This window comes from Paraburkholderia caffeinitolerans (genome assembly GCF_902859945.1).
Lineage (GTDB): Bacteria > Pseudomonadota > Gammaproteobacteria > Burkholderiales > Burkholderiaceae > Paraburkholderia > Paraburkholderia caffeinitolerans.
The window spans coordinates 95,573-122,013 of record NZ_CADIKL010000007.1 but is presented as its reverse complement, the minus strand read 5'-3'; the positions used below and the strand labels follow the sequence as shown (position 1 = coordinate 122,013).

Genomic DNA, 26,441 nt, shown 5'->3' with positions numbered 1-26,441 from the left:
CAGTATCGCTTCGTCTCGCTAAATCGAGGGCAATGCCGTGCAGCCGCAATGAGCAGCAACAGACGACAACGCGCCCGCGCATGCCTTGCCGGCTCGCACGGGCGAAAAACCGTGGCGCAATGACGCGCCGTAAAAAACTACGTCAGGCCGTGGCTTCGAGCAGCGGCATCAAGCCGCCGGCACGGTCGAGCGCGGAGAGGTCATCGTAACCGCCCACATGCGTCTCGCCGATGAAAACCTGCGGTACCGTCCGGCGGCCGGTGCGCGTCATCATCTCTTCACGGCGCACCGGGTCCCGGTCGATCAGCACCTTCTCGACATGGTCGACGCCGCGCGACTTTAAAAGACGCTCGGCCATCTGGCAATACGGGCACACCTGGGTGCTGTACATGACCACCTTGTTCACTTCGAAGCTCCTTGTTTCACGACCGGCATGCCGGCCTGCTGCCAGGCGTTCACGCCGCCGTCCAGCACGTGGACCTCGGCAAAACCGGCATCCTTCACGAGGCGCTGCGCCTTGTGCGACTGCTGGCCCGTCTGGCAGACCAGCAACACCGGGTTGCTCTTGTTCTTCACGAACTGGCCGACCTTGGCCTGCAGCTCGCCGAATTCCAGGTGACGGGCGGCGGGCAAGTGGCCTTTCGCAAAGTCGTCCGCGGAACGCAGATCGATCACCACCGCGTTGCGGCGGTTGATCATCTGCGTCGCCTCGGCGGCGGAAACGCCGCCGCGCCCGCCGCGCTTGAGCGTCGGCCACAGGAGCAACGCTCCTGAGATGAGGACGATCGCGATGAGTACAAGGTTGATGTAATTGGTAAAGAACGTCACGGATGATCCGCCGGGAAAAAGAGAAATCGGGGAGAAACTGATTTGGGCAATCCGCTCATTATAAAATAACCGTTTGTCGCAAGGTTGCCGCCCTCCAGCCCGGGTGCGCAATCGTGTATGCGACGCACGGGACCGAACCGCCGCAGCGACGCAGCCGCATGACCGGCGCCCCCGGCGAACTCCGGCCCCGATTACCGCTTCCTTCACTACCGACCGTCATTTTCATGTTCAAACTTGTACTCATCCGCCACGGCGAATCGACGTGGAACAAGGAAAACCGCTTCACCGGCTGGGTCGACGTCGACCTGACCGAAAAGGGCAACCTCGAAGCCCAGCAGGCCGGCCAGCTGCTCAAGGCGTCGGGTTATTCGTTCGACATCGCCTATACGTCGGTGCTCAAGCGCGCGATCCGCACGCTCTGGCACGTGCAGGACCAAATGGACCAGATGTACCTGCCGGTGGTCCATTCGTGGCGCCTGAACGAGCGTCACTACGGTGCGCTTTCGGGCCTGAACAAGGCGGAAACCGCCGCGAAATTCGGCGACGAGCAGGTGCTGGTCTGGCGCCGCAGCTACGACACGCCGCCGCCCGCGCTCGAACCCACCGACTCGCGCACGGCCTACGACGATCCGCGCTACGCGAAGGTGCCGCGCGAAGCGCTGCCGCTCACCGAGTGCCTGAAGGACACGGTCGCGCGCGTGATGCCGCTGTGGAACGAATCGATCGCCCCGGCCATCAAGGCGGGCAAGAAGGTCGTGATCACCGCGCACGGCAACTCGATCCGCGCGCTCGTGAAGTATCTCGACGACATCTCGGACTCGGACATCGTCGGCCTGAACATCCCGAACGGCGTGCCGCTCGTCTATGAGCTCGACGAGAACCTCAAGCCCATCAAGCACTACTATCTGGGCGACGCCGACGCTATCGCGAAGGCTGCAGCTGCTGTCGCGAACCAGGGCAAGAAGGCGGGCTAAGCCTTTTCTCGCCCGTATTGCATCCAAACCGCCGCCTCGCGCAATCGCACGGGGTCGGCGGTTCAGCAGCACCTCTGTGGTAGCTCATCCCCGCGTCTCAAGCGGTTCAAGCCATTCAAGCGGGTAAATCCTTCCGCGTTTCCAGCTTCGCTGACAAACAAGCCAGCCCACAGCCACCGCGCTGCCAGTCTCCCGCCAGCCCCGCGCCTGGCAAGGCATTGCGGCACGCAACGTGCGAACCCCGCTGCATCCGGACTGTCGAACCCGCAACGTTCGTCCACGCGCCAGCGCTCGAATCGCGTTCGCGGACACCACCTCCATCAGCCCTGATCGCGCCTTATGCACAGAGCGGTCAAGTGTGCAGTTATACTTGTCCGTCGCTTTTCCATTAGACGCTGCCACGCGCCTTTTCGACCGCACGCAACAATCTCTATGCGAAAAAACCTCAAAAACATCGGCCTGATCGCTGCTGGCCTCGCGACCGGCGTATTTGCCACCCTGCAGATCTCCGCTTCGGCGCAGCAAACCCAGCAAACCGTGATCGAGCCGCTGCCGCTCGACCAGCTCCGGCTCTTCGCCGAAGTGTTCGGCCAAATCAAGCATGAGTACGTCACGCCGGTCGACGACAAAAAGCTCCTCACCGCCGCCATCAAAGGCATGGTGTCGAGCCTCGACCCGCACTCGTCGTATCTCGACAAGACCGACTATCAAGAACTCCAGGAGCAGACCAAGGGCCGCTTCGCCGGCCTCGGCATCGAGATTTCGTCGGAAGACGGTTTGATCAAGGTCATCTCGCCGATTGAGGACACGCCTGCGTTCCGCGCCGGCATCCGTCCGGGCGACCTCATCACGCGCATCAACGACAAGCCCGTGCGCGGCATGACGCTCGACCAGGCCGTCAAGCAGATGCGCGGCGACCCGGGCACGAAGGTCACGCTCACGATCTTCCGCAAGACCGACGACCGTACCTTCCCGCTCACCATCACGCGCGCCATCATCAAGGTGCAGAGCGTGAAGTCGAAGATCCTGCAGCCGGGCTACGCCTACGTGCGCATCACGAGCTTCCAGGAGCGCACGGTCCCCGACCTCGCCGCGAAGCTCCAGGACATCGCGCGCCAGGAACCGAATCTCAAGGGCTTCATTCTCGACCTGCGCAACAACGGCGGCGGCCTGCTGCAGAGCGCCGTGGGCGTGGCGGGCGCGTTCCTGCCGCCGGACTCGGTCGTGGTCTCCACGAACGGCCAGATCCCGGACTCCAAGCAGGTCTACCGCGACACCTACGAGAACTACCGCCTGCCTTCGTTCGACGGCGACCCGCTCAAGGGTGAGGCAGCCGAGTTCAAGACCGTGCCGATGATCGTGCTGACCAACGCCTATTCGGCTTCGGCGTCGGAAATCGTGGCCGGCGCGCTGCAGGACCAGAAGCGTGCGCTCATCATCGGCAAGACGACCTTCGGCAAGGGCTCGGTGCAAACCGTGCGTCCGATGACGGCCGACACGGCGCTGCGTCTGACCACGGCGTACTACTACACGCCGAGCGGCCGCTCGATCCAGAACAAGGGCATTCGTCCTGACCTTCCGGTCGATCAGTACGCCGACGGCGATCCGGACGACGCACTCGTTACGCGCGAGGTCGACTACCAGAACCACCTTGCGAACACGCAGGATCCGAACGAGAAGAAGGAGCAGGAAGCGCGCGAGCAGGAGCGCATGGACACGCTGCGCCAGCTCGAGGAGCAGAACGACAAGAAGACGCCGGAACAACGCCAGAAGGACCGCGAGCGCAAGCCCGTCGAGTTCGGCACGGCCGACGACTTCATGCTCCAGCAGGCGTTGAACAAGCTCCAGGGCAAGCCGGTGACGGAGTCGAAGTCGCCGATGGAGCGCCGCCTCGCGCAGCAGAAGCCGGCTGCGTCGGCTTCGGCGCCGATCGCCGTGCAACCGCCTGCCTCCGCGCCCGCAGCGGGCTCCGCAGCCGCTCCGGCCTCCGCGCCGGCGAAGTAACACCGGGGTCCGGCCAGCGGTTTCGCCGCTGGCTCCCTGTTTGTTCGCAGTTCAGCATCACTCGCCTCGCGGCCCGCACATCGTGGGCCGCGAGGACGAAGTCCTCCGCGCCAGTACAATAAGGTTTCCGTACTCCCGGCGCGCGTCACGGCCCCCCTGCCCATCGCAGCGCCCAAGCACCGTGCGCATCGCGATGAACGACGACCAACTCCTCCGCTATTCCCGCCATATCCTCGTCGACGAGATCGGCATAGAGGCGCAGCAGCGCTTTCTCGACGCGCATGCGCTCGTAATCGGCGCGGGCGGCCTCGGCTCGCCGGCGGCCATGTATCTCGCGGCCTCGGGCGTGGGCACGCTCACGCTCGTCGACAACGACACCGTCGACCTCACCAACCTGCAGCGGCAGATCATGCACGAGACGGCTTCGGTGGGCCACGCCAAGGTCGAATCGGGTCGCGACGCCATCGCGCGCCTGAATCCCGAGGTGAAGGTCAATGCCGTACAGGCGCGCATCGACGATACATGGCTCGACGCGCACGTGCCGAGCGCGACCGTCGTACTCGATTGCACTGACAACTTCGCCACGCGCCACGCCATCAATCGCGCGTGCGTGAAGCACGGCGTGCCGCTCGTCTCGGGCGCGGCGCTGCGCTTCGACGGGCAGATCAGCACCTTCGATTTCCGCGACGCGGCCTCGCCCTGCTATGCGTGTGTGTTCCCGGAGGATCAACCCTTCGAGGAAGTGGCGTGCTCGACGATGGGCGTCTTCGCGCCCACGGTGGGGATCATCGGATCGATGCAGGCCGCCGAGGCATTGCGCGTGATCGGCGAGATCGGCACGCCGCTCGTCGGCCGGCTGATGATGCTGGACTCGCTGCGCATGGAGTGGAACACGATGCGCGTGGCGCGCCAGCCCGATTGCCCGGTGTGCGGCGAACGGCGCGGCTGAGCGTGCCGTTCGTCAAGGCTTCTCGCGAAGGCTAAAAACCCGCTACGCGAGCGCGAGCCTCTCGAGCGCCGCCTGCAGCTCCTCGGGCTCATAGGCGGCCAGCACGTCGGCCACCGGCTTCTCCAGCGCCTTGATCTGCGAGCGCAGGATCTCCTGCTTCACCACGAGCAGCTGACTCGGATGCATCGAGAATTCGGTCAGCCCCATGCCGAGCAGCAAACGCGTGAGCTGCGGATCACCAGCCATTTCCCCGCACACCGAAACCGGCACGCCCACGCGCTTCGCCTCGCGCAGCGTATGCGCGATGAGTTGCAGCACGGCCGGATGCAGCGGGTCGTAGAGATCCGCCACGGCGTTGTCGGCGCGGTCGATCGCGAGCGTGTACTGGATCAGGTCGTTGGTGCCGATCGAGAGGAAATCCAGACGCCGCAAGAACATCGGCAGCGCAAGCGCCGCCGCCGGAATCTCGATCATCGCGCCCACTTGCACGTTCGGGTCGTAGGCGAGCCCCGCGTCGTCGAGCTGGCGTTTGGCCTCGCGAATGAGGTCGAGCGTCTGGTCGATCTGCTGCGCGTGCGCGAGCATCGGCACCAGGATCTTGACCATGCCGAACGCCGACGCTCGCAGGATCGCTCGCAACTGCGTGAGGAACATCTGCGGCTCGGAAAGGCTCCAGCGAATCGCGCGAAGGCCGAGCGCCGGGTTCGCGGCGGTCTCGTAGCCGTCGCCGCCACTCATCGAGTCGAGCGGCTTGTCCGCGCCCACGTCGATCGTGCGGATGGTCACGGGCAGCCCGTTCATCAACTCGGCCGCGCGGCGGTAGGCGATGAACTGCTCCTCCTCCTCCGGCAGCCGGTCCTTGTGGTTCATGAACAGGAACTCGGTGCGGAACAGGCCCACGCCCGTCGCGCCCGCGTCGAGCGCCGCCTGTGCGTCCTCGGGCAACTCGATGTTCGCGTAGAGCCCGATCTTCGCGCCGCACAGTGTTTGCGTGGGCGAGAACTTCAGGCGCTGCAGCTTGCGCCGCTCGAGCGCCATCTCGCTTTGCCGGTAGGTGTACTCCTCCAGCACAATGGGCGCGGGGTCGACGATCACGACGCCGTGATCGCCATCGACGATGATGAGGTCGTCCTGGCGAATCAGCGCACTCGCCTGCTGCACGCCCACGGCGGCCGGAATGCCGAGACTGCGCGCAACGATCGCCGTATGCGAGGTGCGCCCGCCCAGATCGGTGACGAAGCCCTGGAACGTCTGCCCCTTGAACTGCAGCATGTCGGCGGGCGCGATGTCGTGCGCCACCACGATCATCTCGTCGCAGCCACCGTGCAGCGCCGCGGGCGAGGCGCCCGCGAGCGCCTTCAGCACGCGCTCGGCCACCTGCTCGATGTCGGCCTTGCGCTCGCGCAGGTATTCGTCCTCGACTTCGTCGAAGTGGCGGGTGAGGCGCTCGAGCTGCTCAGTGAGCGCCCACTCCACATTGAAGCGGCGCGTGCGGATGAGGTCGATGGTCTCCTGAACGAGCATGACGTCGTTCAGGATCATGAGGTGCACGTCGATGAAGGCACCCATTTCGGTGGGCGCGTCGGCGGCGAGGTCGGCGCGCAGCGTATCGAGCTCCCGCTCGACGAGCGCGAGCGCGGCGCGAAAGCGCTCGATTTCGCCTTCGATCTGCGGCGGCTCGATCAGATAGTGGTCGACGTCGAGCGCAGCCGGGGCGATCAGATACGCTCGCCCGATGGCAATACCGCGTGATACGGGAATCCCATGCAGCGTGAACGGCACGCGCACCTCCTCTGGTTATTTGATGCCGCGGCAAACCGCTGCAATGCGCTCTCTCTGACCCCGGCGTTCATTATAAATTCCGCAGCGCGCCGATGTTGCCTGGCGCAGCGCGGAAATGAAAACGCCGCGGACAAGCGCGGCGTCGTGGAGGCGGGGGTGGCGGCAATCAGCACCGCCGGCAATGATCAGAGCGCCGGCAAATACCGGGAAGTCATAGCGCGCCGATGCACGAAATTCACTGGCCTTCGCCGAACTTGTCGGCGATGAGCTTGAGCATCGCGCCCATGGCGTCGGCTTCGTCCGGGCCTTCGGTTTCGATCAGCACCGTGCTGCCGATGCCCGCCGCCAGCATCATCACGCCCATGATGCTTTTGGCGTTGATCCGGCGGCCATTGCGGCTCATCCAGATTTCCGACTGATAGTTGCCGGCCAGTTGCGTCAGCTTCGCCGACGCGCGTGCATGCAGGCCGAGTTTGTTCACGATGGTCGTTTCTTGTTGCAGCATAGTTCGTCGATCCAGGCGCAGTGTGTTGATGTAATGCTTGGTGATTGTGCGTCGCTCGCGCGGGACGTGCACGCTGTGTGGCCGCTGCGTTTGGCGGGTTTGCCCGTGCGGTTTGTCCACACAATGGCAACCCGGTTGGCAGTGCGGTACCTGGCTGATGGCCAGGCCAATTGCCAACTCAGGCCGCGCCGGCAGGCTTCAGAACCCCGGTTGAAAGGACGCTCGCCACTTTGGCGCTATCCGTTGCGCCCGTCAGGCTTGCCGTGCCCGCCGCGGCCTGCTCCGCCGCATCGGCCGCAGCCTCGGCACACGGGGTGGGCGCGCAGCCGCATTCGGGAGCCGGCGTGCCCGGCCCGATCGCCTGAATGCCCTTGCTCGCGCCCGCAAGCGCTTTTTCCACCAGCAAATCGAGCGGCGTCGTGCGGTAGCACACGGCGCGCACAAGCATCGGCAGATTGACGCCCGCCAGCACGCGCACCTGTGGCACGGTAGCAAGCCGGGCAGCGATATTCGAAGGTGTGGCGCCGAACATGTCGGTGAGCACGAGCGCGCCGTTGTCCTCGCGCAGACGCTCGATTTCGGATGTTGCCTGCGCGACCACCTCGACGGGGTCGCTGTCGGGCAAGACATCGAGCGCGCCAATGCGCGCCGGACAGCCGCCATAGATATGAGCGATGCACTCGCGCAGCGCAGTGGCGAGCGGTGCGTGGGCGATGATCAGAATTCCTGCCATGTCAGTACTCGCCGGGCCGCCCCAAGAGTACTGACACCCCCTCGGGGGGCAGCGACCGCAGGGCGCGTTGGGGGTAGTTCATATTTCAGCGTGACTGCAAATGACGGCTTCAGTTGATACCGGACCTTCCCGGCCAGCGCCGATCCTGTGGCCAGCCGTGAGCCATCAGGGTCGGAGCACACGCCGCGCGGCAGCCCACGCGCACCTCGAAGCACATCTCAAGGCACACCGGACAACTCGCCGCGAAACGCAGGCTCGCGGCATTGTAACAGGGTCATTTTCGCGCACACCAAGCGGTTTTGCTTGTGGTTTTGCGTCGCGAAATGCCCATGCGCTGGACGCGCCAGCTGCACGGGCCGCGTAGCCCGCACCGAGTACATGCAGCCGCCGCGCCGGGAATCAAGCCGCCGCGCGTTCCAGCGCGTCGATGAACATCGCCGCCACGTCGAAGCCGGTCTGCTCCATGATCTCGCGAAAGCAAGTCGGGCTCGTCACGTTGACCTCGGTGAGCCAGTCGCCGATGGCATCGAGCCCCACGAGCAGCAGGCCGCGTGCCGCGAGCGGGGCCCCAAGCGCCTTCGCAATCTCCATGTCGCGTGCGGTGAGCGGCTGCGCAACGCCGAGGCCGCCCGCCGCCAGATTACCGCGCACCTCGTTGCCCTGCGGAATGCGCGCGAGCGAATACGGCACCGGCTCGCCGCCGATCAGCAGGATGCGCTTGTCGCCGGCCTTGATTTCGGGGATGAACTTCTGCGCCATCACGCTGCGCGCGCCGTCGTGGCTCAGCATCTCGATGATCGAGCCGAGGTTCATGCCGTCCGCCTTTACGCGGAACACGCCCATGCCGCCCATGCCGTCGAGCGGCTTCAGGATCACGTCCTGGTGCTCTTCATGGAACTTGCGCAGGCGCGCTGCGCTACGCGTGACGAGCGTGGGCGCAACGAACTGCGGAAATTCGCCGATGGCGAGCTTTTCCGAGTGATCGCGAATCGATTGCGGCTTGTTGAAGATCTTCGCGCCCGCGCGCTCGGCGATTTCGAGCAGCCACGTGGAGGTCACATACTCCATGTCGAACGGCGGATCCTTGCGCATGATGACCGCGTCGAAGCCGGTGAGCGCGCGCTCGTCCGGCGTGTCCTTGAACCAGGTTTCGCGATGCAGGTCCGACGTGTCGCCAACGATCTCGAAGCGCCGCACGTCGGCCTCGACCTGGCCGTTCACCCATGCCAGATGCTGGGGCTCGCACGCAAACAGCGTATGGCCGCGCTTCGCGGCCTCGGCCATCATCGCGTAAGTCGAGTCCTTGTAGATCTTGAACCGCTCGAGCGGATCGGCGATGAAGAGAATGTCCATATCGTCTCTGCCTTGTCCCTGCCTGGTGCCCGCGTTGTGCGGGGTGTTATGACGGCAACGCCCGCTCGGGGGCGGGCGCTGCGTTGAATTGTCCGAAAAACGGCGGTCGTGGGGCTCTAACCTGGCTATACCTGGATCGCCTCGGGGTCGGTCTTCTCCAGCTCGACCGACGCCGCGAGCAAGCCCAGACGCGCCACCACGCCGTACATGTAGAAGCGGTTGGGCGGCGCTGCGCCGGGCTTCGCGCGCGTGTCGGGCAGCGCAGTGTGCTCGAAGCCGAGCGGCACGTAGTGCATGCCCGGCGCATTCAGGTTCTGGTCGCGCTCGCGGCTGCCGTGCGCGCGGTAGAAGCCCCCCACCACGTAGCGGTCGATCATGTAGACGACCGGCTCGGCCACTTCGTCGCCGATATGCTCGAACGTGTAGACCCCTTCCTGCACGATCACGTCGCGCACTTCAAGCCCGTCCTTCGTGGCCGACATCTTCGCACGTTCACGCTTCGTGAGCGCGGCGACCTCGGAGGCGTCGTGCACCGTCATCACGCCGCGACCATCGGTGCCGGCGTCGGACTTGATCACCACATAGGGCTTTTCGCTGATGCCGTACTCGCGATACTTCTTCGCGATCTTCTTGAGCACCGCGTCGATGGACGCCGCCAGCTTCTCCTCGCCCGTGCGCGCCTCGAAATCGACGCCCTCCACGTGCGCGAAGTACGGATTGATCATCCACGGGTCCACGCCCACCATCTTCGCGAACTTCTTCGCCACGTCGTCATAGCAGGAGAAGTGCGTGGACTTGCGGCGCACCGCCCAGCCCGCGTGCAGCGGCGGCAGCAGATATTGCTCGTGCAGGTTCTCCAGCACCGGCGGAATGCCGCCCGAGAGATCATTGTTCAGCAGGATCGAGCACGGATCGAAGTTCTTCAGCCCGAGGCGCCGCTGCGAACGCTCGAGCGGCTCGAGCACGATCTTCTGGCCGTCCGCGAGCGAGATCGTGACCGGCCCGGCGATGGTTTCGTCGAGCGTGCCGAAGCGCACGTTCAGGCCCGCCTGGCGCATGATCGTGGCCAGGCGCGCAACATTCTCCAGATAGAACGCGTTGCGCGTGTGCATCTCGGGAATCACGAGCAGGTTCTTGGCGTCCGGGCAGATCTTTTCGATGGCCGCCATGGCGGCCTGCACGGCGAGCGGCAGCACTTCCTGCGGCAGGCAGTTGAAGGCGCCGGGAAAGAGATTGGTGTCGACCGGCGCGAGCTTGAAGCCGGCATTGCGCAGGTCCACCGAACAGTAGAACGGCGGCGTGTGCTCCATCCATTCAAGGCGGAACCAGCGCTCGATGGACGGCGTCGCGTCAAGGATGCGCTGCTCGAGCTCGAGAAGCGGACCGTTCAACGCCGTAACCAGATGCGGGACCATAAGGTAATACTCGCGGACAAAAGCTGATTGAGGGTAAGGAAACCGGGAGCCTATCTGGGGACGATTGCAGCGGTTGCAAGACGGCTTTTCCCTTACACACCATAGGGTTACTCGATGCCCGATCATCCACCCCGAATATCCATTCTGGACCGCGTGCGCGGTCCGGCGCAATGGAGACACACGAAAAGAAGGGACACTAACGCTAACGCGGGCGAAATCGGGCTTATTCCCTTCTCGCGGCGTATGCGTCCTGATAAGAAAAAGGGCCCGCCGTGTGAAGGCGGGCCCAAGTCGCTGCGCTCCGTACTGCCTGCTTGCTACTCTTTACTGCCGCTAATCGATTGAAGCGAGCGTCGCGCGCGTAAGACTCACTCCACGCGCTCGCCGTGCAGGACCACGTCGAGGCCCTCGCGCTCTTGTTCTTCGCTCACGCGCAGGCCCATCACCATATCGATCACCTTGAGCAGGACGAAGCTCACCACGCCGCTGTAGACGAGGGTCGTGAGCACGCCCTTGGCCTGGAGGAGGAGGCTGCCGTCCGCGCCGCCGATGTCCTTCACCGCGAACACGCCGGTCAGCAGCGCGCCGAGGATACCGCCCACGCCGTGCACGCCGAACGCGTCGAGCGAATCATCGTAGTTGAACTTGTGCTTGAGCCAGGTGGCCGACCAGAAGCAGACCACGCCCGCCACCACGCCGATCACGATCGCGCCCATCACGCCAACGTAGCCCGACGCCGGCGTCACGGCCACGAGCCCCGCCACCGCGCCCGAAGCGATGCCGAGCACCGAGGGCTTGCCCTTGGCAATCCACTCCGCGAACATCCAGCCGAGCGCCGCGCAGGCGGTGGCCACTTGCGTCGTGAGCATCGCGAAGCCGGCACGGCCGTCGGCGGCGACCGCCGAGCCCGCGTTGAAGCCGAACCAGCCCACCCACAGCATGGCCGCGCCGATCAGCGTGAGCACGAGGTTGTGCGGCGCCATGGCTTCGCGGCCATAGCCCACGCGCTTGCCGAGCACGATGCAGCACACGAGGCCCGCGATGCCGGCGTTGATGTGCACCACCGTGCCGCCCGCAAAGTCGAGGATGCCTGCGCTCGCGAGCCAGCCGGTCGGCTCCCACACCATGTGCGCGATCGGCGCGTAGACGATGATCGACCACAGCGACATGAACACGAGCATCGCCGAGAACTTCATGCGATCAGCGAACGCACCGGTGATGAGCGCCGGCGTGATGATCGCGAACGTCATTTGATAGACGAAGTACACGGTCTCGGGGATGGTCGGCGCGAGGTGACTCACGGTGAGCGTCGTCGCCTTGTCGCCCTTGATGTAGTTCATGCCTTCGAGGAAGACGCGCGAGAAGCCGCCGATGAACGCGTTGCCCGGCGTGAACGCGAGGCTGTAACCCACCACCGTCCAGATCACCGTCACGAGGCAGGTGATCGCAAAGCTCTGCATGAGCGTCGCGAGCACGTTCTTCTTGCGGACCATGCCGCCGTAGAAGAGCGCGAGACCCGGAATCGTCATGAACAGCACGAGCGCGGTGGACGTGAGCATCCATGCGGTGTCGCCCGAGTTGATTTTCGACGAGTCGACCGAGAACGGCGCGGTCGGGGCCGCGGGAGCGGCGGCTGCAGCGGCGGCGGAGGCGTCGGCCGGTGCGCTTGCCGCGGCGGCGGCCGTTGCGTCGGGTGCGGAGGCTACGGGAGCCGATGCGCCCGGTGCGGATGCTGCGGTGGGTGCGGACGCATCGTCGGCCAGTGCAGCGCCGATGCCGCCAGCCAGCAGCGAGCCGGCCATCAGCAGGGACATCAAAAGTTTGCGCATCTCGGTTTCCTCTTGTCTCTTTCGTCTGTCACAGGGACTTTATTGGGCGCTCACAGCGCGTCGGCGCCGGTCTCGCCGGTGCGGATGCGAATGACTTGTTCGATGGGGGCGACGAAGATCTTGCCGTCGCCGATCTTGCCGGTGCGGGCGGCGCGCTCGATCGCCTCGATGGCCTGCTCGACGATGTCGTCGGAGACGGCAGCTTCGATCTTGACCTTGGGCAGGAAGTCGACGACGTATTCCGCGCCCCGGTACAGCTCGGTGTGCCCCTTCTGACGGCCGAAGCCCTTCACTTCGGTGACCGTGATCCCCGAGACGCCAATGGCCGAGAGGGCCTCGCGCGCCTCATCGAGCTTGAACGGCTTGATGATTGCTGTGATTAGTTTCATGTGGTCCTCGTTGTGGTTCCTGTGCCGTTGTTCCGTAGTCATGCCGTATGCGTGATTCAGTGTGCGAGGCAGTACTAGCAACACCTGTGCCAATTTGCGCACGCTGCTTCTCTGACGGATTTCGATGCAGGAATTGCGCAAGCCGTGGACAATGCCGATCCACGCATGCCAACCCGCGCCACACGGGCGCGAGCGGCCTGCGCCGGGGTCCTGGCCGGACGGCCAGCGCACGCGCCGCGCGGTGGCGGCGCCTGTCGATCGTTGCTAGAGTGTTTTCAGGCAGGCCGGCACGGCGCTTGGGCATCGCAGGTGCGTCAGCGTCCCGCATGAGGTGTCGCAGGCACATGGCGGGCGCGCCGTGCACCAGTTGCGTTCACGGGCTGCAAGCCTCGCACCAGGATCGGTCACGATCCAAAGTGAGGCACAGTCGAAACGAAATCTGCACATTTTTTGTGCAGCGAATTGAAGTAGTAAGGGGAACCGAATGAAACAGCCAAACGATGTATTCAACGATCTGCAATCGAAGGTGGGCGAGCTCCTGAAGAACTCGCCGGCGCGCGACGTCGAGCGCAATGTACGCGCCATGCTCTCGCAAGGCTTTTCGAAGCTTGATCTCGTCACGCGCGAAGAGTTCGACGCGCAGACGCAAGTGCTGGTGCGCACGCGTCAGCGCCTCGAAGAACTCGAGCGCCGCGTGGCCGAGCTCGAACAGAAGCAGCCTCTGACTGGCCAGTCATCCTGATTAATTCGATGCACCACCGCCAAGGCAAGCGAGCCGTAACCGTTCCGCAATGGAACCGTAAAGGGGCACGCGCCTCACCAGCCCGGCGCATCAACGGCGGCTTCTTCCGCTCGCCACTCGTGTGCCCCTTCCGGAGATCTCCATGTCGCTTGCCGTGGTGCGTAGCCGCGCGCCGGCTGCTGGCCGCGCGCCCGATGTGACCGTAGAAGTCCATCTCGCCAATGGGCTGCCGTCGTTCTCGATCGTCGGCCTGCCCGATCTCGAAGTTCGCGAAAGCCGCGAGCGCGTGCGCGCGGCGCTCTCGAACTGCGGCTTCGATTTTCCCGTGCGCCGCATCACCGTGAATCTCGCGCCCGCCGACCTGCCAAAAGAGTCGGGCCGCTTCGATTTGCCCATCGCGCTTGGCATTCTCGCGGCGAGCGGTCAGATTCCCGCTGCGTCGCTCACGGCCGCGCGCGAATTCGCGGGCGAACTCTCGCTGTCGGGCGCGGTGCGTCCCATGCGCGGCGCGTTCGCGATGGCGTGTGGCACGGCGCGCGCACATTCCGGCGCGCCGCAGCCGCCCGATACGCATGACGCGGCGCCCGCGCACACGCATTTCGAAGCGCAGGCCTCTTGCGCGTGCACGCCCGAGATCTACCTGCCCGCCGACAATGCCGCCGAGGCCGCGCTCGTACCCGGTGTGGATGTCTATGCCGTTCCCGATCTGCGCACGCTCTGCGCGCATCTCTCGGGCGAAGAAGGCGCGCGTCTTGCGCCCGTGCGAGCCAGCGCGCTCGACGCGGCGCAGGCCGCGTCGCCGCCCGACATGGTCGACGTAATCGGCCAGCGTGGCGCGCGCCGCGCACTCGAAGTCGCGGCGGCGGGCGGCCACCATTTGCTGATGGTCGGCCCTCCTGGCGCGGGCAAATCGATGCTCGCCGCGCGCCTGCCCGGTCTACTGCCGCCGATGACCGACGCCGAGGCGCTCGCCAGCGCCGCGCTGCTCTCGGCGAGCTCGTTGGGTTTCTCGCCGCAACAATGGCGCCGGCGGCCGTTTCGCGCGCCGCACCATTCGTCCAGCGCGGCGGCGCTGATTGGCGGACGCAATCCGCCTCAGCCCGGCGAGATCACGCTCGCCCATTCAGGTGTCCTGTTTCTCGATGAATTACCCGAGTTCGACCGTCACGTGCTGGAGACTTTGCGCGAGCCCCTCGAAGCGGGCTCCATCACCATCTCGCGCGCGGCCTGGCAGACCGACTTTCCCGCCGCTTGCCAGCTCGTCGCCGCCATGAATCCCTGCCCGTGCGGCTGGCGCGGCGACCCTTCGGGGCGCTGCCGCTGCACGCCCGAGGCCGCCGCGCGCTACCGCCGCAAGCTGTCTGGGCCGCTACTCGACCGCATCGACATCCAGATCGAGATTCCCGCGCTGCCGCCAGCCGAACTCGCCTCGCGCGCAAGCGCGCCGGGCGAGCCGAGCGCGGTCGTGGCCGCTCGCGTGGCGGCGGCGCGCGAACGCCAGATCGCCCGCCAGGGCAAGACCAACCGCGAACTGAGCGGGCGCGAGACCGACGCGGTCTGTCGCCCCGATGCCGCAGGCGAAGCGTTGCTGCGCGAGGCCGGCGAGCGCTTCGGCTGGTCAGCGCGTGCGTACTACCGCGCGCTCAAGGTAGCGCGCACGATCGCAGACCTCGCGGACTCGCCCATGCCCGAAGCGGCGCACGTCGCGGAAGCGGTGCAGTATCGGCGCGCATTCAGCGATCAGTAGTGCGCAATAACGGGGACGCATCGATACGGGCTGAGCATCGCACGCGGCCGGCGCCGCGACTCGAATTCAAACTTCAGACGGATCAAAAAAAGGAAGTCAAGACTTGACTTATGCACACTTTGTCGTATGGGCTGAAATTTCATGCACGATTCGCATTCAGCCTTAACCCAAAACGCAAGTCATTGATTTTTATGTAATTAAAATCCTGCCGAGAAGTACGCCAAACTAACAAAAAACCCACAGTACGGCCTTTTGCGAGCGACAAACCGGCTTTGTCCACAAAGTTATCCACATGACCTGTGGGTAACTCGTAAACCCTCAATAAAATCCGAGAATTAGCCCGTAAACCCAGGACTACACATTCACTTCTAGCCGCAATCGCTTGTCGCTCCGTAATCCTAAGAGGCGCTTAATGGAGCTTGAACGATTGGAAGAACTGATCGACTTGTTCGGGCGCCGGCTGCTCGCGGCCCACGATCGCCAACTGATAGGCATGCGTCCCCTTCGCCACGAGCCGGGCGTGGATCGTGCGCTGCTCCTCCTTCGCCCCGGCCTTGCCCGCAAGCTCCATATCGATACCCTCGACCGAGCCCCCCGCCTCGACCGGCACCGCTACCGAGTGCGTCTTGGGAGTCGCGCCCACGTTGTGCGCAAGCCCCGCGCTCAGGTACGCCAGCGCTTTTTGCTGCGTGGCCGGCTGCGCATCGGGAAGCTCGAGCGTGCCGACCACGAACACCGCGCCGCTCACCTCTGCGGTCTGGACCCGCATGCGCATTGGCGTGCCGGCCACGTCGAGGCTGCGCTCGTCCGAGCCGGGCTTGGCCGGCATGTCGACGCTATAGCCGCTCGCGTTATTCGAAATCGTGCGCCAGTCGTAGGTGGGCGAACAGGCGATGAGCGGCGCGAGCATGCCCGCAAGCGCAAGCGCGGCCGCGGTGCGAGCGACGGGCGCGCGCAAGCGCTTAAGCAAGGGCGAAGGCAAAAGCCGCGAAAAACGGGCGCGAGAGAGAACGTTTGAGGCCATAAGACGCGAACGGGGCGACCAAAAAGTGTGAAGAAAGAGCGGGACATTATCCCTGGCTTATGCCCACACGTGCCGATGCAACCGCTATGCCGGGAAATTCAGCGCTACAATACTTCGGCTCATTTCCGCGCCCTGAGGCGCCCGAGGCTTCATTCATGTCCGCATCCCCGACACCCCCGAAGGCGCGCTCCAGCGCGATCCGCAGCATCGGCGCCGTAGTCGTTGTCGCCGCGCTGGCCATCGCCGGCTACTTCGCGTTCTTTGGCAGCCAGCAACGCGTGCCCGACGCCACCTTCACGCTGCTCTCCGGTCAAAAGGTCTCGACCGCAGATCTCAAGGGCAAGGTCTATCTCGTCAACTTCTGGGCGACGAGCTGCACCACCTGCATGAAGGAAATGCCCCAGATGATCCAGACCTATAACCGGTTCAAGGGCGAAGGCCTCGAATTCGTCGCGGTGGCGATGAACTACGACGCGCCCATGTACGTCGTCAATTACGCGCAAACGCGCCAGTTGCCGTTCAAGGTGGCGATGGACGACGGCTCGGCGGCCAAGCAGTTCGGCAACGTCCAGCTCACGCCCACCACCTTCGTGATCGACCGTAACGGCAAGATCCTCAAGCGTTACGTGGGCGAGCCGAAATTCGCGGAGCTCGACGCGCTGCTGCAAAAGGCGCTGGCGACCTGACGCGCTTCACACACCAGGCAGCAACTGACACAAACGGCAGCGGAAACCCCGCTGCCGTTTTCGTTTCCGCCGTAATCTCCGTTCTCACCCGCGCGCTTCGCTCTCCCCTCGTGCCACCAACCCATAACGGCGCATCTTCTCGTAGAGCGTGGCCTTCGCCATCTGCAGCCGCTCGGCGGCCTGGGCGACCGCGCCGTGCGTCTGCTGGAGCGCATCGGCAATCAGCGCGCGCTCGTACTGCTCCACGCGCTCCTTGAGCGGCAGCGCGTCGTCGGCGCCGCTTGCGGCCTGCGGCGCGACATCGTCGGGAATGCCAAGCACATAGCGGTCCGCCGCGTTGCGCAATTCGCGCACGTTGCCGGGCCAGTCGCGCTGCGCGAGACGCATACGGTCACGCTCGGTCAACAGCGGCGCGGGACGCTGATAGCGCACCGCCGCGTCCAGCAGGAAGTGCTCGAAGAGCGGCACGATGTCTTCGCGGCGCTCGGCGAGCGGCGGCAGCGCGATCGTCACCACGTTCAGGCGATACAGCAAATCGCGCCGGAAGGTGCCCGCCGCGACGTGCTCCATCATGTCGCCCTTGGCCGCCGCGACCACGCGCAAGTCCACGCGCACCGGCTGGTTCGAGCCGAGGCGCTCCAGCACGCCGTCCTGCAGCACGCGCAGCAGCTTCACCTGGAGCGCGAGCGGCATGCTCTCGATCTCGTCGAGGAAGAGCGTGCCGCCCATCGCGTGCTCGAGCTTGCCGATACGCCGCTTGGCCGCGCCCGTGAACGCGCCGGGTTCGTAGCCGAACATCTCCGATTCGAACATCGGCTCGGGCAGCGCGCCGCAGTTCACGGCCACGAATGGCTTGTCGCGGCGCGGCGAGAGTTCGTGCAGGCTGCGCGCGATCAGTTCCTTGCCCGCGCCGGTGTCGCCGTTGATGAGCACCGAAGCGTCCGTGGGCGCGACATTGGCGATCAGCCGCCGCACCTGCTCGATCGCCGGACTCTTGCCGATGATGCGCGGCGCGAGCGTGTTCTGCCCCGCCAACTCGCGGCGCAGCGCGAGGTTTTCGAGCATCAGCATGCGGCGCTCGAGCGCGCGCCGCACCGTTTCGATCAGGCGCTCGGACGCGAACGGCTTCTCGATGAAATCGTAAGCGCCATCGCGCATTGCCTGCACCGCCATCGAGATGTCGCCATGGCCCGTGACGAGGATCACCGGCACGTCGGGCGCGCGCTCGTGGCACTGCGCGAGCAGGTCGAGCCCGCTCATGCCGGGCAGGCGGATGTCGCTCACCACGACGCCGGCGAACTCGGCGTCCACGAGCGGCAGCGCGGCCTCGGCGTTGGCGAAGCCGGCCGCGTCGAAGCCCGCGAGCTGCAGGCTCTGCACGCCGGCGCGCCGCACCAGTTCGTCGTCCTCCACGTAGAGCACCCGGCCGGGCATCGAGCTGATCATGTTGGTTCGCCTTCCTTAATTCAGTGTTGCATGCCGCTCGCGGGCGGCGTCGTGTGTTCGTTGGCGGTCGCGAGCGCCGCATTCACGCGCGTGCGGCGCAGCGTCAGCACGAAGCAGGCGCCGCCTGATGTCGTGCCATTCGTCGCGTCATCGGCTGCGTTGTGCGCCGCTAGCGTGCCGCCGCAATCGCGCGCGATCGATGAGGAGATCGCCAGCCCCAGGCCCAAGCCCTGCCCCATCTCCTTCGTGGTGAAAAACGGCTCGAACAGGCGCGGCATGACCTCGGCGGGAATGCCCGGCCCGTTGTCGCACACGGCTATCTCGATGGTCGCGGGCCGCGCGCGCACGTCGATCGCGATGCGCGGCGCGCTCGTCCCGGCTACTGCGTCGAGCGCGTTGCCGATCAGGTTGATGAGCACCTGTTCGAGCCGCAAGTCTTCGCATTGCGCGACCAGTTCGGGATAGTCGTTGTGCGTATCCAGCGGCGCACTTGCGGCGTCGCCATCGGTGACGGTGAGCATCACGCTCACGCCCTCGAGACGCTTGCCGAGCAACCCGAGCGCATTGTGCAACGCGCGCGCCACGGGCGAGCGTTGACTCTTCGGCTTCGCGCGTCCCACGAACAGCTTGAGCTGATTCACGATCTTGCCCATGCGCTCGGTGAGCGAGCCGATCGCTTCCAGATTCTCGTGGGCCACGTCGTACTGGCCGCGCTCCAGAAACACGCGGGTGTTATCGGAAAAGCTGCGCAGCGCCGCGAGCGGCTGATTGAGTTCGTGCGTGATGCCCGCCGCCATCTGCCCGAGCGCCGCAAGCTTGCTCGCCTGGATCAACTCGTCCTGGGTCGCGCGCAACTCCGCTTCGGTGCGCGTGCGCTCAGCCACTTCGCGCTGCAAGCGCTCGTTGGCCTGCGAGAGATCGGCGGTGCGCTCGGCTACGCGGTCGTTGAGCATCGCGTAGGCCTTTTGCAGCATCGCGCGGCTGCGCAGCACTTCCCGCACGCGCGCGCGGCGCATGCGCCAATAGAACGCCAGCAGACACAGCGAGACGTAGCCGAAGCCCGTCATGATCGTGGCGTTGCGCGCCGCGTCCAGCACCGGACCGACCGGCGACATCGTCACGAGATGCCAGTCGGGCTCGCCGAGCGCGCGGCGCGTCTCCAGATAACGCGGCGCACGCAGGCCGCTGCCGATGCGCACGATATCGGCGCCGCCCTCCAGCACGCGCTCCACGCTCACGGGCAGCGGCGCGATGTCCTGGCGCGCGTACTGGCGCGTCTCGTCGATGGAGGCCACCACGTCGGCGGCCAGCGGGCGCACTGTGCGGTATTTCCACGCGTTCACCGAGGAGAGAAAGATCACGCCGTGATCGTCGGTGACGAGCAGCGGCTCAGAGACATCCGAGCCTGGAAACCATTCGAGGTTGAGCTTGACCACCGCCACGCCGACGATCTTGCCGTTGCGCCGCACCGGCTGCGAAATGTAGTAGCCCGGATCGTGCGAGATCGTGCCGATGCCGAAAAAGCGCCCTACGCCGCCCTTCGCGGCCTCGATGAAGTACGGCCGGAACTGGTAGCCCACGCCCACGAAGCTGTCCGGCCCGCGCCAGTTGCTCGCGGCGATGCACAGGCCGTCGGCACGAATGATGTAGGTCGTGGTGGCGCGCGCGTGGCGGTTCACATCCTCGAGATAGCGGTTGGCCTGCGCGACCTCGTTGGGTTTCGGGTCGGCGAGCACGTCCTGCACGAGCGGATGCGCGCCCACCAGATACGGCAGCGATTCGTAGCGCTCGAGCGTGCTCTTGAGCGCGGCGGTCGTGCGGTCGTTGCGCACGGCCGCATTGCGGCGCAGCGCGTCGATGCCGGTCTGCCAGGCGAGCGACCAAGCGAGCGTGCACACCGCCGCGAGCCCGACGGCGAGCGCGAACAACAGGATGAGGCGGCGCGTCACGAATGCGGCTTCCGGATGATCGTGCGGGGATGGTGAGAATTGTGGCACACGCTTACCGCGCGAGGCGGCCCACGGTGAGAACGGGAAGCGAAAAGGAATGCGCCGGAGGGAAAACAGGAAGGAACACGCGGTCGAATAACGGCGCGGATGCACGAAGGCAAGGAAAGCAGCACGCGCCGGCCAGCGGCACGCGCTACGAAGACAGATAAAGCACAGATACGGCGGCAAGTCACGCGAGCCGCGGCGGCACGACGGCCCGCGCCGCCATGCACGCCGCGCCTCGCGGGCTTACACGCCCGCGTTCTCCTTGACGTCTTCCGCCTGGCCCGCCAGCGCCGCGCGCAGCTTGTTGCGATCGAGCTCCTTCTCCCATGCCGAAACCACGACCGTCGCCACGCCGTTGCCGACGATGTTGGTGAGCGCGCGGCACTCGCTCATGAAGCGGTCGATGCCGAGGATCAGCACCATGCCCGAGAGCGGAATGGTGGGCACCACGGCCAGCGTGGCTGCGAGCGTGATGAAGCCCGCGCCGGTCACGCCGCTCGCGCCCTTCGAGGTGAGCATCGTCACCGCGAGCAGCGTGAGCTGCTGCGTCCACGTGAGATCGGTGTTGGTCGCCTGGGCAATGAAGAGCACCGCCATCGTCATGTAGATGTTGGTGCCGTCGAGGTTGAACGAATAGCCGGTCGGCACCACGAGACCCACGACCGAGCGCGAGCAGCCAAGGCGCTCGAGCTTTTCCATCAGTTGCGGCAGCGCCGACTCCGACGAGCTCGTGCCCAGCACGATCAGCAGCTCTTCCTTGATATAGGAAACGAAACGGATGATCGAGAAGCCCACCAGGCGAGCGATCGTGCCCAGCACCACCAGCACGAATACCACCGAGGTGAGATAGAACGTGCCGACCAGCTTGAGCATCGGGATCAACGAGCCCACGCCGTACTTGCCGATGGTGAACGCCATCGCACCGAACGCGCCGATGGGGGCGAGCTTCGTGACGATCTTGACGACGCCGAACAGCACGCCCGAGACGCCTTCGATGAAGTCGGTCACCACGCGGCCGCGCTCGCCCAGATGCGCGAGCACCGAGCCGAACAGCAGCGCGATCAGCAGGATCTGCAGGATTTCGCCTTGCGCGAACGCCGAGAACATCGTGTCCGGAATGATGTGCATCAGGAAGTCGACGGTGCTCTGGCCATGCGCCTTCTCCGCGAAGCTCGCGACGGCCTTGGCGTCGAGCGTACTGACGTCGACGTTGAAGCCCGCACCCGGCTTGAGCACGTGCGTGGCGATCAGGCCGAGCACCAGCGCGAAGGTCGAGACGATCTCGAAGTAGAGCAGCGCCTTGCCGCCCACGCGGCCCACCTTCTTCATGTCCTCCATGCCGGCGATGCCGGTCACGACGGTACAGAAGATGATCGGCCCGATCACCATCTTGATGAGCTTGATGAAGGCGTCGCCGAGCGGCTTCATGTCGATGGCGATGGCCGGCCAGTAGTGGCCGAGAATCACACCGATGACGATCGCCACGATCACCTGGACGTAAAGGATTTTGTGCAGAGGTTTCTTCACGATTGGATCCTGCAAATGAGTTAAGCCGATGGCCGCGCGCTTTACGAGCGCCTTGCCGCGACAGGTCGAAACGGGGATCAGCGAAACCAGAGGTAGGGATCGGACATCGGCTGTCTCCTTGAAGTCTTTTTTGTCGCGGCCTGGGTGGCCGCGCGATCTATAGAGCAAGGTTGATGCCAGCGACGCGGAGTGGCTTCAGCCTTGATGGACAAGGCCTCTCCGTCTTCAGAGTGTAGGAGGAATCTGGATTTCCAGAAATGTAACTGGACAGCGTCCGGGTTTCCGGAACGCTGGGGGGAGCAGGAACAGGAGGGAAAACCGCATGCCGCGCGCCCCTGGCCGCTCGCCTCGGAGCGAAGGCGCGCAGCCGTAACACGCAGATCAGCCGCGCCCCTTCCACGGCACGAGGCGACGCTCGAGCGCGCGCATGCCCAGATCGAAGCCCCACGCGATCAGGCCGATCAGCACGATGCCCATCACGACGACGTCGGTGCGCAGAAAGCTCGACGCGTTGAGCACCATCTGGCCGAGGCCCGCCGTGGCCGCCACCATCTCGGCGGCGACGAGCGTGGTCCAGCCAAAGCCGATGGCGATGCGCAGGCCAGTGAGAATCTCGGGCAGCGCGGCGGGTAGCACCACGAAACGCACGATCTGCGCAAAACTGCCGCCGAGCGAGGCCGCCGCGCGCAGTTGCTCGACGCTCGCGCTCTTCGCGCCAGCGCGCGCAGCCATGGCGATGGGCGCGAACGAAGCGAGCCAGATCACGACGAGCTTGGCCGTCTCGTCGATGCCGAACCAGATCACCACGAGCGGCAGGTAGGCGAGCGGCGGCAGCGGCCGGTAGAACTCCAGCGGCGGATCGAGCAGGCCACGCGCGACGCGCGACACGCCCATCAGGATGCCGATGGGAACCGCCGTGACCGCCGCGAGCGCGAACGCGCCGAACACACGTAGCGTGCTCCAGAACAGGTGCTCGGAGAGCGGCAGGCCACCCTGGATGCGGCCGTGCCAGGCGTCGACGAAAGCCTGCCAGACCGCCTCGGGCGTAGGCAGGAATAGCGGCGGCAGCCAGTGCAGGTGCGTGGCCAGCCACCAGAGCAGCGCGAGCGCGGCCACCGAGGCAACGCTCAGCGCGGCGGTGGGACCTTCGCCCGGCATCTGGCGCAGGCGCGTGCGCCTCGCGGCGGCGGCTTGCGCGCGCTTTCTAGCCTTGGCTCGGGCCTCGAGCGCCTTGACGTCGCACGCCTCCGTTCCGCACGCCGTCAACGCGACATCCTTCAGCGATTCTTGCGGCACGCTCATGGTTTCACCCTTTTCCTCGATTCATTCAGCAACATCATTGCAACCACGCACGTGGCGCCCGACTCACTGCAACACGGGCGCGCCAGCATCGGCATGCAGCAGGCGCACGAGCCGCTCGCGCCATTCGATGAAATCCGGCGACGACTTCACCGCGCGCGCATCGCGCGTGCGCAGATAGCGCCGCGCGAACGGCAGCTCGTATTCGTGCTCGATGCGGCCCGGCCCCGGCGTCATCACCACCACGCGCGTCGCCAGGAAAAGCGCCTCCTCCACGCTATGCGTGATGAAGAACACCGTCTTGCGCGTGCGCGCCCAGACGTCGAGCACGAGCGTCTGCACCGACTCGCGCGTCATGGCGTCGAGCGCGCCCATCGGTTCGTCCATCAACAACACCTCGGGGTCGCTGGCGAGCGCACGCGCAATGCCTACGCGCTGCTGCATGCCGCCCGAGAGCGCATAGACACGCGAATGCGCGTGGTCCGCGAGCCCAACGAGCGCGAGCTGCTCGCGCGCGATGCGCTCGCGTTCGGCCTTCGGCACGCGCCGGAAGCGCAGGCCAAGCGCGACGTTATCGAGCACGTCTAGCCACGGCAGCAACGCATGTTTCTGGAACACCACGCCGCGCTCCGCGCCCGGCCCGCCGGGCCCGGTCACGCGCACGCCGTTCACGCGCACCTCGCCCTGCGCGGGCTCGACAAAGCCCGCGATGCAGTTCAACAGCGTGGTCTTGCCGCAGCCCGAAGCGCCGAGCGCGACCACGAACTCGCCGCTCGACACGTCGAGATTGACTTGCGCGAGCGCCAGATTCGGCGCGTCGCCCCGGTGCTCGCCCTCATAGACGACGCTCAGATTGCGGATCTCCAGCGTGCTCATCCGTGCCCTCCTTCGCCTGGCCGACCGATGTCTCAGTGCGCGGCGGCGCGCTGCACGAACTGCGGATCGACGCCCACCGAGTAGTCGGGCAGCACCGACTGGATCGTGCCTTGCGCCTTGAGGAAGGTCGCGGTCGCGAGCAGCGACTGCGCCGCGCCCGATTGCGCGCCGCCGCCCAGCCACGTCTTCGAGGCCTGCTCGGCGGGCGTTGGGAAGGCGTAGAGCGCGAGGCTCGCCGGCACGTCCTGCGCGTTCGCGCCGGACACCTTCGCCACGGCTTGCACCTGCGGCGACGCGGCATTCCACGCGGCCTTGTGCGCACCGTAGTCGGCATCGGCGGCGGCCAGCACCTGCACGAACTTCGTGACGAATGCTTCGTTATCCTTTGCAAAGCGCCGGTCGGCCACGAAGCCATCGAAAGTGGCTTTGCCGGTGGCTTTTGCCACCTGCCCCGACGTGACCAGCACCTTGCCGTTCTGCTTCACCTTCGCGAGCACGGGGTCCCAGATATACGTCGCGTCGATGTCGCCGCGCTGCCACGCCGCCGCGACTTCGGGCGGGCGCAGGTTGATGATCTTCACCGCGCTGGGGTCCACGCCCGCGTTCTGCAGCGCGACTAGCGTATGAAAGTGCGAGGTCGACACATACGGCACGCCCACGGTCTTGCCCTTGAGACCGGCGATGCTCGTCACGCCCGAGCCGTCGCGCGCGACGAGCGCTTCGGCGTCGTTGATGTTGTCGAGGATCCAGAACAGCGAGAGATTCACGCCCTGCGAAAGGCCCGCCGCGATAGGGCTGGACCCGGCCTCGCCGAGCTGCACCGAGCCCGAGGCAAGCGCGCGGATCACATCGGCGCCGCTCGCGAGCTTGCGGTAGGTGATCTTGTAGCCGGTAGCCTGCTCGAGCGCGCCGGTGGCCTGTGCGTAGCGCCACGGCACCACCATGTCCTGATACGCGATCACGACCTCGCGCGTTTCGGCGTGCGCGCGCGGCGCGGCGAACGCGACGGCCAGCATGGTCGATGCAGCGGCGAGCGCGGCGAGACGCACACGGGAACGGCGCGCGGCGCTCACGCGCTCGAGGGCGTGCGCGCGCGTATGGTGCGGTGAGGAAAGGACGCGATGGCTCATCGTGAGACTCCGGCGGAACGACGTTCGAGTGAAAGAAGGTTCCGACTATAGGGAGTCTGGCGGCGCGCGGTTCTAATTTATCCGCGATAGCTAATGACGCCGCTGGAGCATTGCTTTTCGTGCGGGGGCGGAAGCAAAGGGCGAAAAAAAGCCCGCTTTTCAGCGGGCTCCTTTACGTGCAATTTACGTGCAATACAGCGGTGATATCAGACCACGCCCGCCTCATGCGCCTGCACATCGGCGTGATAGCTCGAACGCACCATCGCGCCAACCGCTGCGTGCGTGAAGCCCATCTTGTACGCCTCTTCCTCGTACATCTTGAAGGTGTCCGGATGCACGTACTCGCGCACCGGCAGGTGATGCTCGGACGGCTGGAGATACTGGCCGATTGTCAGCATGTCGACGTCGTGCTCGCGCAGGTCGCGCATGACCTGGAGAATCTCTTCCGGCGTCTCGCCGAGACCCACCATCAGGCCCGACTTGGTCGCGACTTCGGGATGCAGCGCCTTGAAGTCCTTCAGCAGCTTGAGCGAGTGCGCGTAGTCCGAACCGGGACGCGCTTCCTTGTAAAGACGCGGCACCGTTTCGAGGTTGTGGTTCATGACGTCGGGCGGCGCGGCGTTGAGAATCGAGATCGCGCGGTCCAGACGGCCCCGGAAATCGGGCGTGAGAATCTCGATGCGCGTTTGCGGCGACTGCTCGCGCACCTGGCGGATGCATTCGACGAAGTGGCCGGCGCCGCCGTCACGCAGGTCGTCGCGGTCCACGCTCGTGATCACGACGTACTTGAGCTTGAGCGCGCCGATGGTGCGCGCGAGGTTGGCCGGCTCGTCCGGATCGAGCGGGTCGGGACGGCCGTGGCCGACGTCGCAGAACGGGCAGCGGCGCGTGCACTTGTCGCCCATGATCATGAACGTGGCAGTGCCCTTGCCGAAGCATTCGCCGATGTTCGGGCAGCTTGCTTCCTCGCACACCGTGTGCAGGTTGTGCTCGCGCAGGATGTTCTTGATCTCGTAGAAGCGCGAGTTGCCGGTGGCCGCCTTCACGCGGATCCAGTCGGGCTTCTTGAGCTTCTCGATCGGGATCACCTTGATCGGAATGCGCGAGGTCTTGGCTTGCGCCTTCTGTTTCGCGGTGGCGTCGTAGGGCACGGCGTCGGCGGGAGTTGCTGCGGGGTTTTCAGCAGAATTCGCGGTTACGTCAGTCATT

At 65.6% G+C, this 26,441-nt stretch carries 23 protein-coding genes; 6 read left to right on the top strand and 17 right to left on the bottom strand.

Annotated features, from left to right (window positions below; all coding sequences use genetic code 11):
• Positions 1–142: 142 nt before the first annotated feature.
• Positions 143–406, bottom strand: a complete 264-nt coding sequence (gene grxC, locus HV773_RS09210; RefSeq protein WP_129561061.1) for a glutaredoxin 3 — start codon at positions 404–406, stop codon at positions 143–145.
• A complete protein-coding gene (locus HV773_RS09205) occupies positions 403–828 on the bottom strand; it encodes a rhodanese-like domain-containing protein (RefSeq protein ID WP_129561060.1) in 426 nt (141 codons plus the stop codon). The genes grxC and HV773_RS09205 overlap by 4 nt, the downstream gene beginning before the upstream one ends.
• Before the next feature lie 224 nt (positions 829–1,052).
• Here HV773_RS09205 and gpmA point away from each other — a divergent pair, with 224 nt between their 5' ends.
• The 3 genes from gpmA to HV773_RS09190 all read left to right on the top strand — a co-directional run bounded on the left by gpmA (position 1,053) and on the right by HV773_RS09190 (position 4,755).
• The gene (gpmA, locus tag HV773_RS09200; protein ID WP_129561059.1) at positions 1,053–1,802 is read left to right on the top strand and encodes a 2,3-diphosphoglycerate-dependent phosphoglycerate mutase; all 750 of its coding nucleotides are present in this window, start codon (positions 1,053–1,055) and stop codon (positions 1,800–1,802) included.
• Positions 1,803–2,234: 432 nt separating this feature from the next.
• The gene (locus HV773_RS09195) at positions 2,235–3,806 is read left to right on the top strand and encodes a S41 family peptidase (RefSeq protein ID WP_129561058.1); all 1,572 of its coding nucleotides are present in this window, start codon (positions 2,235–2,237) and stop codon (positions 3,804–3,806) included.
• Positions 3,807–3,999: 193 nt separating this feature from the next.
• Complete coding sequence (locus tag HV773_RS09190) at positions 4,000–4,755, top strand: HesA/MoeB/ThiF family protein (protein WP_129561057.1); 756 nt, start codon at positions 4,000–4,002, stop codon at positions 4,753–4,755.
• A 42-nt stretch (positions 4,756–4,797) separates the two neighbouring features.
• Here HV773_RS09190 and ptsP read toward each other — a convergent pair whose 3' ends face one another.
• The 7 genes from ptsP to HV773_RS09155 all read right to left on the bottom strand — a co-directional run bounded on the left by ptsP (position 4,798) and on the right by HV773_RS09155 (position 12,761).
• Complete coding sequence (gene ptsP / locus HV773_RS09185; protein ID WP_129561056.1) at positions 4,798–6,537, bottom strand: phosphoenolpyruvate--protein phosphotransferase; 1,740 nt, start codon at positions 6,535–6,537, stop codon at positions 4,798–4,800.
• A 235-nt stretch (positions 6,538–6,772) separates the two neighbouring features.
• Positions 6,773–7,042, bottom strand: coding sequence for an HPr family phosphocarrier protein (locus HV773_RS09180; protein ID WP_129561055.1), 270 nt, complete (start codon positions 7,040–7,042; stop codon positions 6,773–6,775).
• A gap of 178 nt (positions 7,043–7,220) precedes the next feature.
• Positions 7,221–7,775 carry a PTS sugar transporter subunit IIA gene (locus tag HV773_RS09175; RefSeq protein WP_129561054.1) on the bottom strand — a complete coding sequence of 185 codons (555 nt, stop codon included), beginning with the start codon at positions 7,773–7,775 and terminating at the stop codon, positions 7,221–7,223.
• Between the two features lie 399 nt (positions 7,776–8,174).
• Positions 8,175–9,128, bottom strand: coding sequence for a glutathione synthase (gene gshB / locus HV773_RS09170; protein ID WP_129561053.1), 954 nt, complete (start codon positions 9,126–9,128; stop codon positions 8,175–8,177).
• Positions 9,129–9,253: 125 nt separating this feature from the next.
• The gene (gene gshA, locus HV773_RS09165) at positions 9,254–10,543 is read right to left on the bottom strand and encodes a glutamate--cysteine ligase (protein ID WP_129561052.1); all 1,290 of its coding nucleotides are present in this window, start codon (positions 10,541–10,543) and stop codon (positions 9,254–9,256) included.
• Between the two features lie 368 nt (positions 10,544–10,911).
• Entirely contained in the window at positions 10,912–12,372 is a 1,461-nt protein-coding gene (locus HV773_RS09160; protein WP_129561051.1) for an ammonium transporter, read from the bottom strand.
• A gap of 50 nt (positions 12,373–12,422) precedes the next feature.
• Complete coding sequence (locus HV773_RS09155) at positions 12,423–12,761, bottom strand: P-II family nitrogen regulator (protein WP_129561050.1); 339 nt, start codon at positions 12,759–12,761, stop codon at positions 12,423–12,425.
• A 484-nt stretch (positions 12,762–13,245) separates the two neighbouring features.
• On the opposite strand from HV773_RS09155, the gene HV773_RS09150 reads away from it, so the two are divergent.
• Both HV773_RS09150 and HV773_RS09145 read left to right on the top strand, forming a co-directional pair.
• The gene (locus HV773_RS09150; RefSeq protein ID WP_129561049.1) at positions 13,246–13,503 is read left to right on the top strand and encodes an accessory factor UbiK family protein; all 258 of its coding nucleotides are present in this window, start codon (positions 13,246–13,248) and stop codon (positions 13,501–13,503) included.
• Positions 13,504–13,645: 142 nt separating this feature from the next.
• Positions 13,646–15,250: a YifB family Mg chelatase-like AAA ATPase gene (locus HV773_RS09145; protein ID WP_129561048.1), complete on the top strand. Its 1,605-nt coding sequence runs from the start codon at positions 13,646–13,648 to the stop codon at positions 15,248–15,250.
• Between the two features lie 409 nt (positions 15,251–15,659).
• Here HV773_RS09145 and HV773_RS09140 read toward each other — a convergent pair whose 3' ends face one another.
• The gene (locus tag HV773_RS09140; protein ID WP_227875355.1) at positions 15,660–16,220 is read right to left on the bottom strand and encodes a hypothetical protein; all 561 of its coding nucleotides are present in this window, start codon (positions 16,218–16,220) and stop codon (positions 15,660–15,662) included.
• Between the two features lie 209 nt (positions 16,221–16,429).
• Here HV773_RS09140 and HV773_RS09135 point away from each other — a divergent pair, with 209 nt between their 5' ends.
• Complete coding sequence (locus HV773_RS09135) at positions 16,430–16,960, top strand: TlpA disulfide reductase family protein (protein ID WP_129561047.1); 531 nt, start codon at positions 16,430–16,432, stop codon at positions 16,958–16,960.
• Positions 16,961–17,044: 84 nt separating this feature from the next.
• Here the strand turns inward: HV773_RS09135 and HV773_RS09130 are convergent, their stop codons facing one another.
• The 7 genes from HV773_RS09130 to lipA all read right to left on the bottom strand — a co-directional run bounded on the left by HV773_RS09130 (position 17,045) and on the right by lipA (position 26,440).
• A complete protein-coding gene (locus HV773_RS09130; protein ID WP_129561046.1) occupies positions 17,045–18,406 on the bottom strand; it encodes a sigma-54-dependent transcriptional regulator in 1,362 nt (453 codons plus the stop codon).
• Between the two features lie 20 nt (positions 18,407–18,426).
• On the bottom strand, positions 18,427–20,403 hold the full coding sequence (locus HV773_RS09125) for a sensor histidine kinase (protein WP_377731396.1): 1,977 nt from the start codon (positions 20,401–20,403) through the stop codon (positions 18,427–18,429).
• A gap of 240 nt (positions 20,404–20,643) precedes the next feature.
• Positions 20,644–21,930, bottom strand: coding sequence for a dicarboxylate/amino acid:cation symporter (locus tag HV773_RS09120; RefSeq protein ID WP_129563259.1), 1,287 nt, complete (start codon positions 21,928–21,930; stop codon positions 20,644–20,646).
• 378 nt (positions 21,931–22,308) lie between these two features.
• Entirely contained in the window at positions 22,309–23,229 is a 921-nt protein-coding gene (locus HV773_RS09115; protein ID WP_129561044.1) for an ABC transporter permease subunit, read from the bottom strand.
• A gap of 63 nt (positions 23,230–23,292) precedes the next feature.
• On the bottom strand, positions 23,293–24,102 hold the full coding sequence (locus HV773_RS09110; protein WP_129561043.1) for a taurine ABC transporter ATP-binding protein: 810 nt from the start codon (positions 24,100–24,102) through the stop codon (positions 23,293–23,295).
• 32 nt (positions 24,103–24,134) lie between these two features.
• Positions 24,135–25,118, bottom strand: coding sequence for a taurine ABC transporter substrate-binding protein (gene tauA / locus HV773_RS09105; RefSeq protein ID WP_129563258.1), 984 nt, complete (start codon positions 25,116–25,118; stop codon positions 24,135–24,137).
• A 320-nt stretch (positions 25,119–25,438) separates the two neighbouring features.
• Positions 25,439–26,440: a lipoyl synthase gene (lipA, locus tag HV773_RS09100; RefSeq protein ID WP_129561042.1), complete on the bottom strand. Its 1,002-nt coding sequence runs from the start codon at positions 26,438–26,440 to the stop codon at positions 25,439–25,441.
• Between the last annotated feature and the right edge of the window lies 1 nt (position 26,441).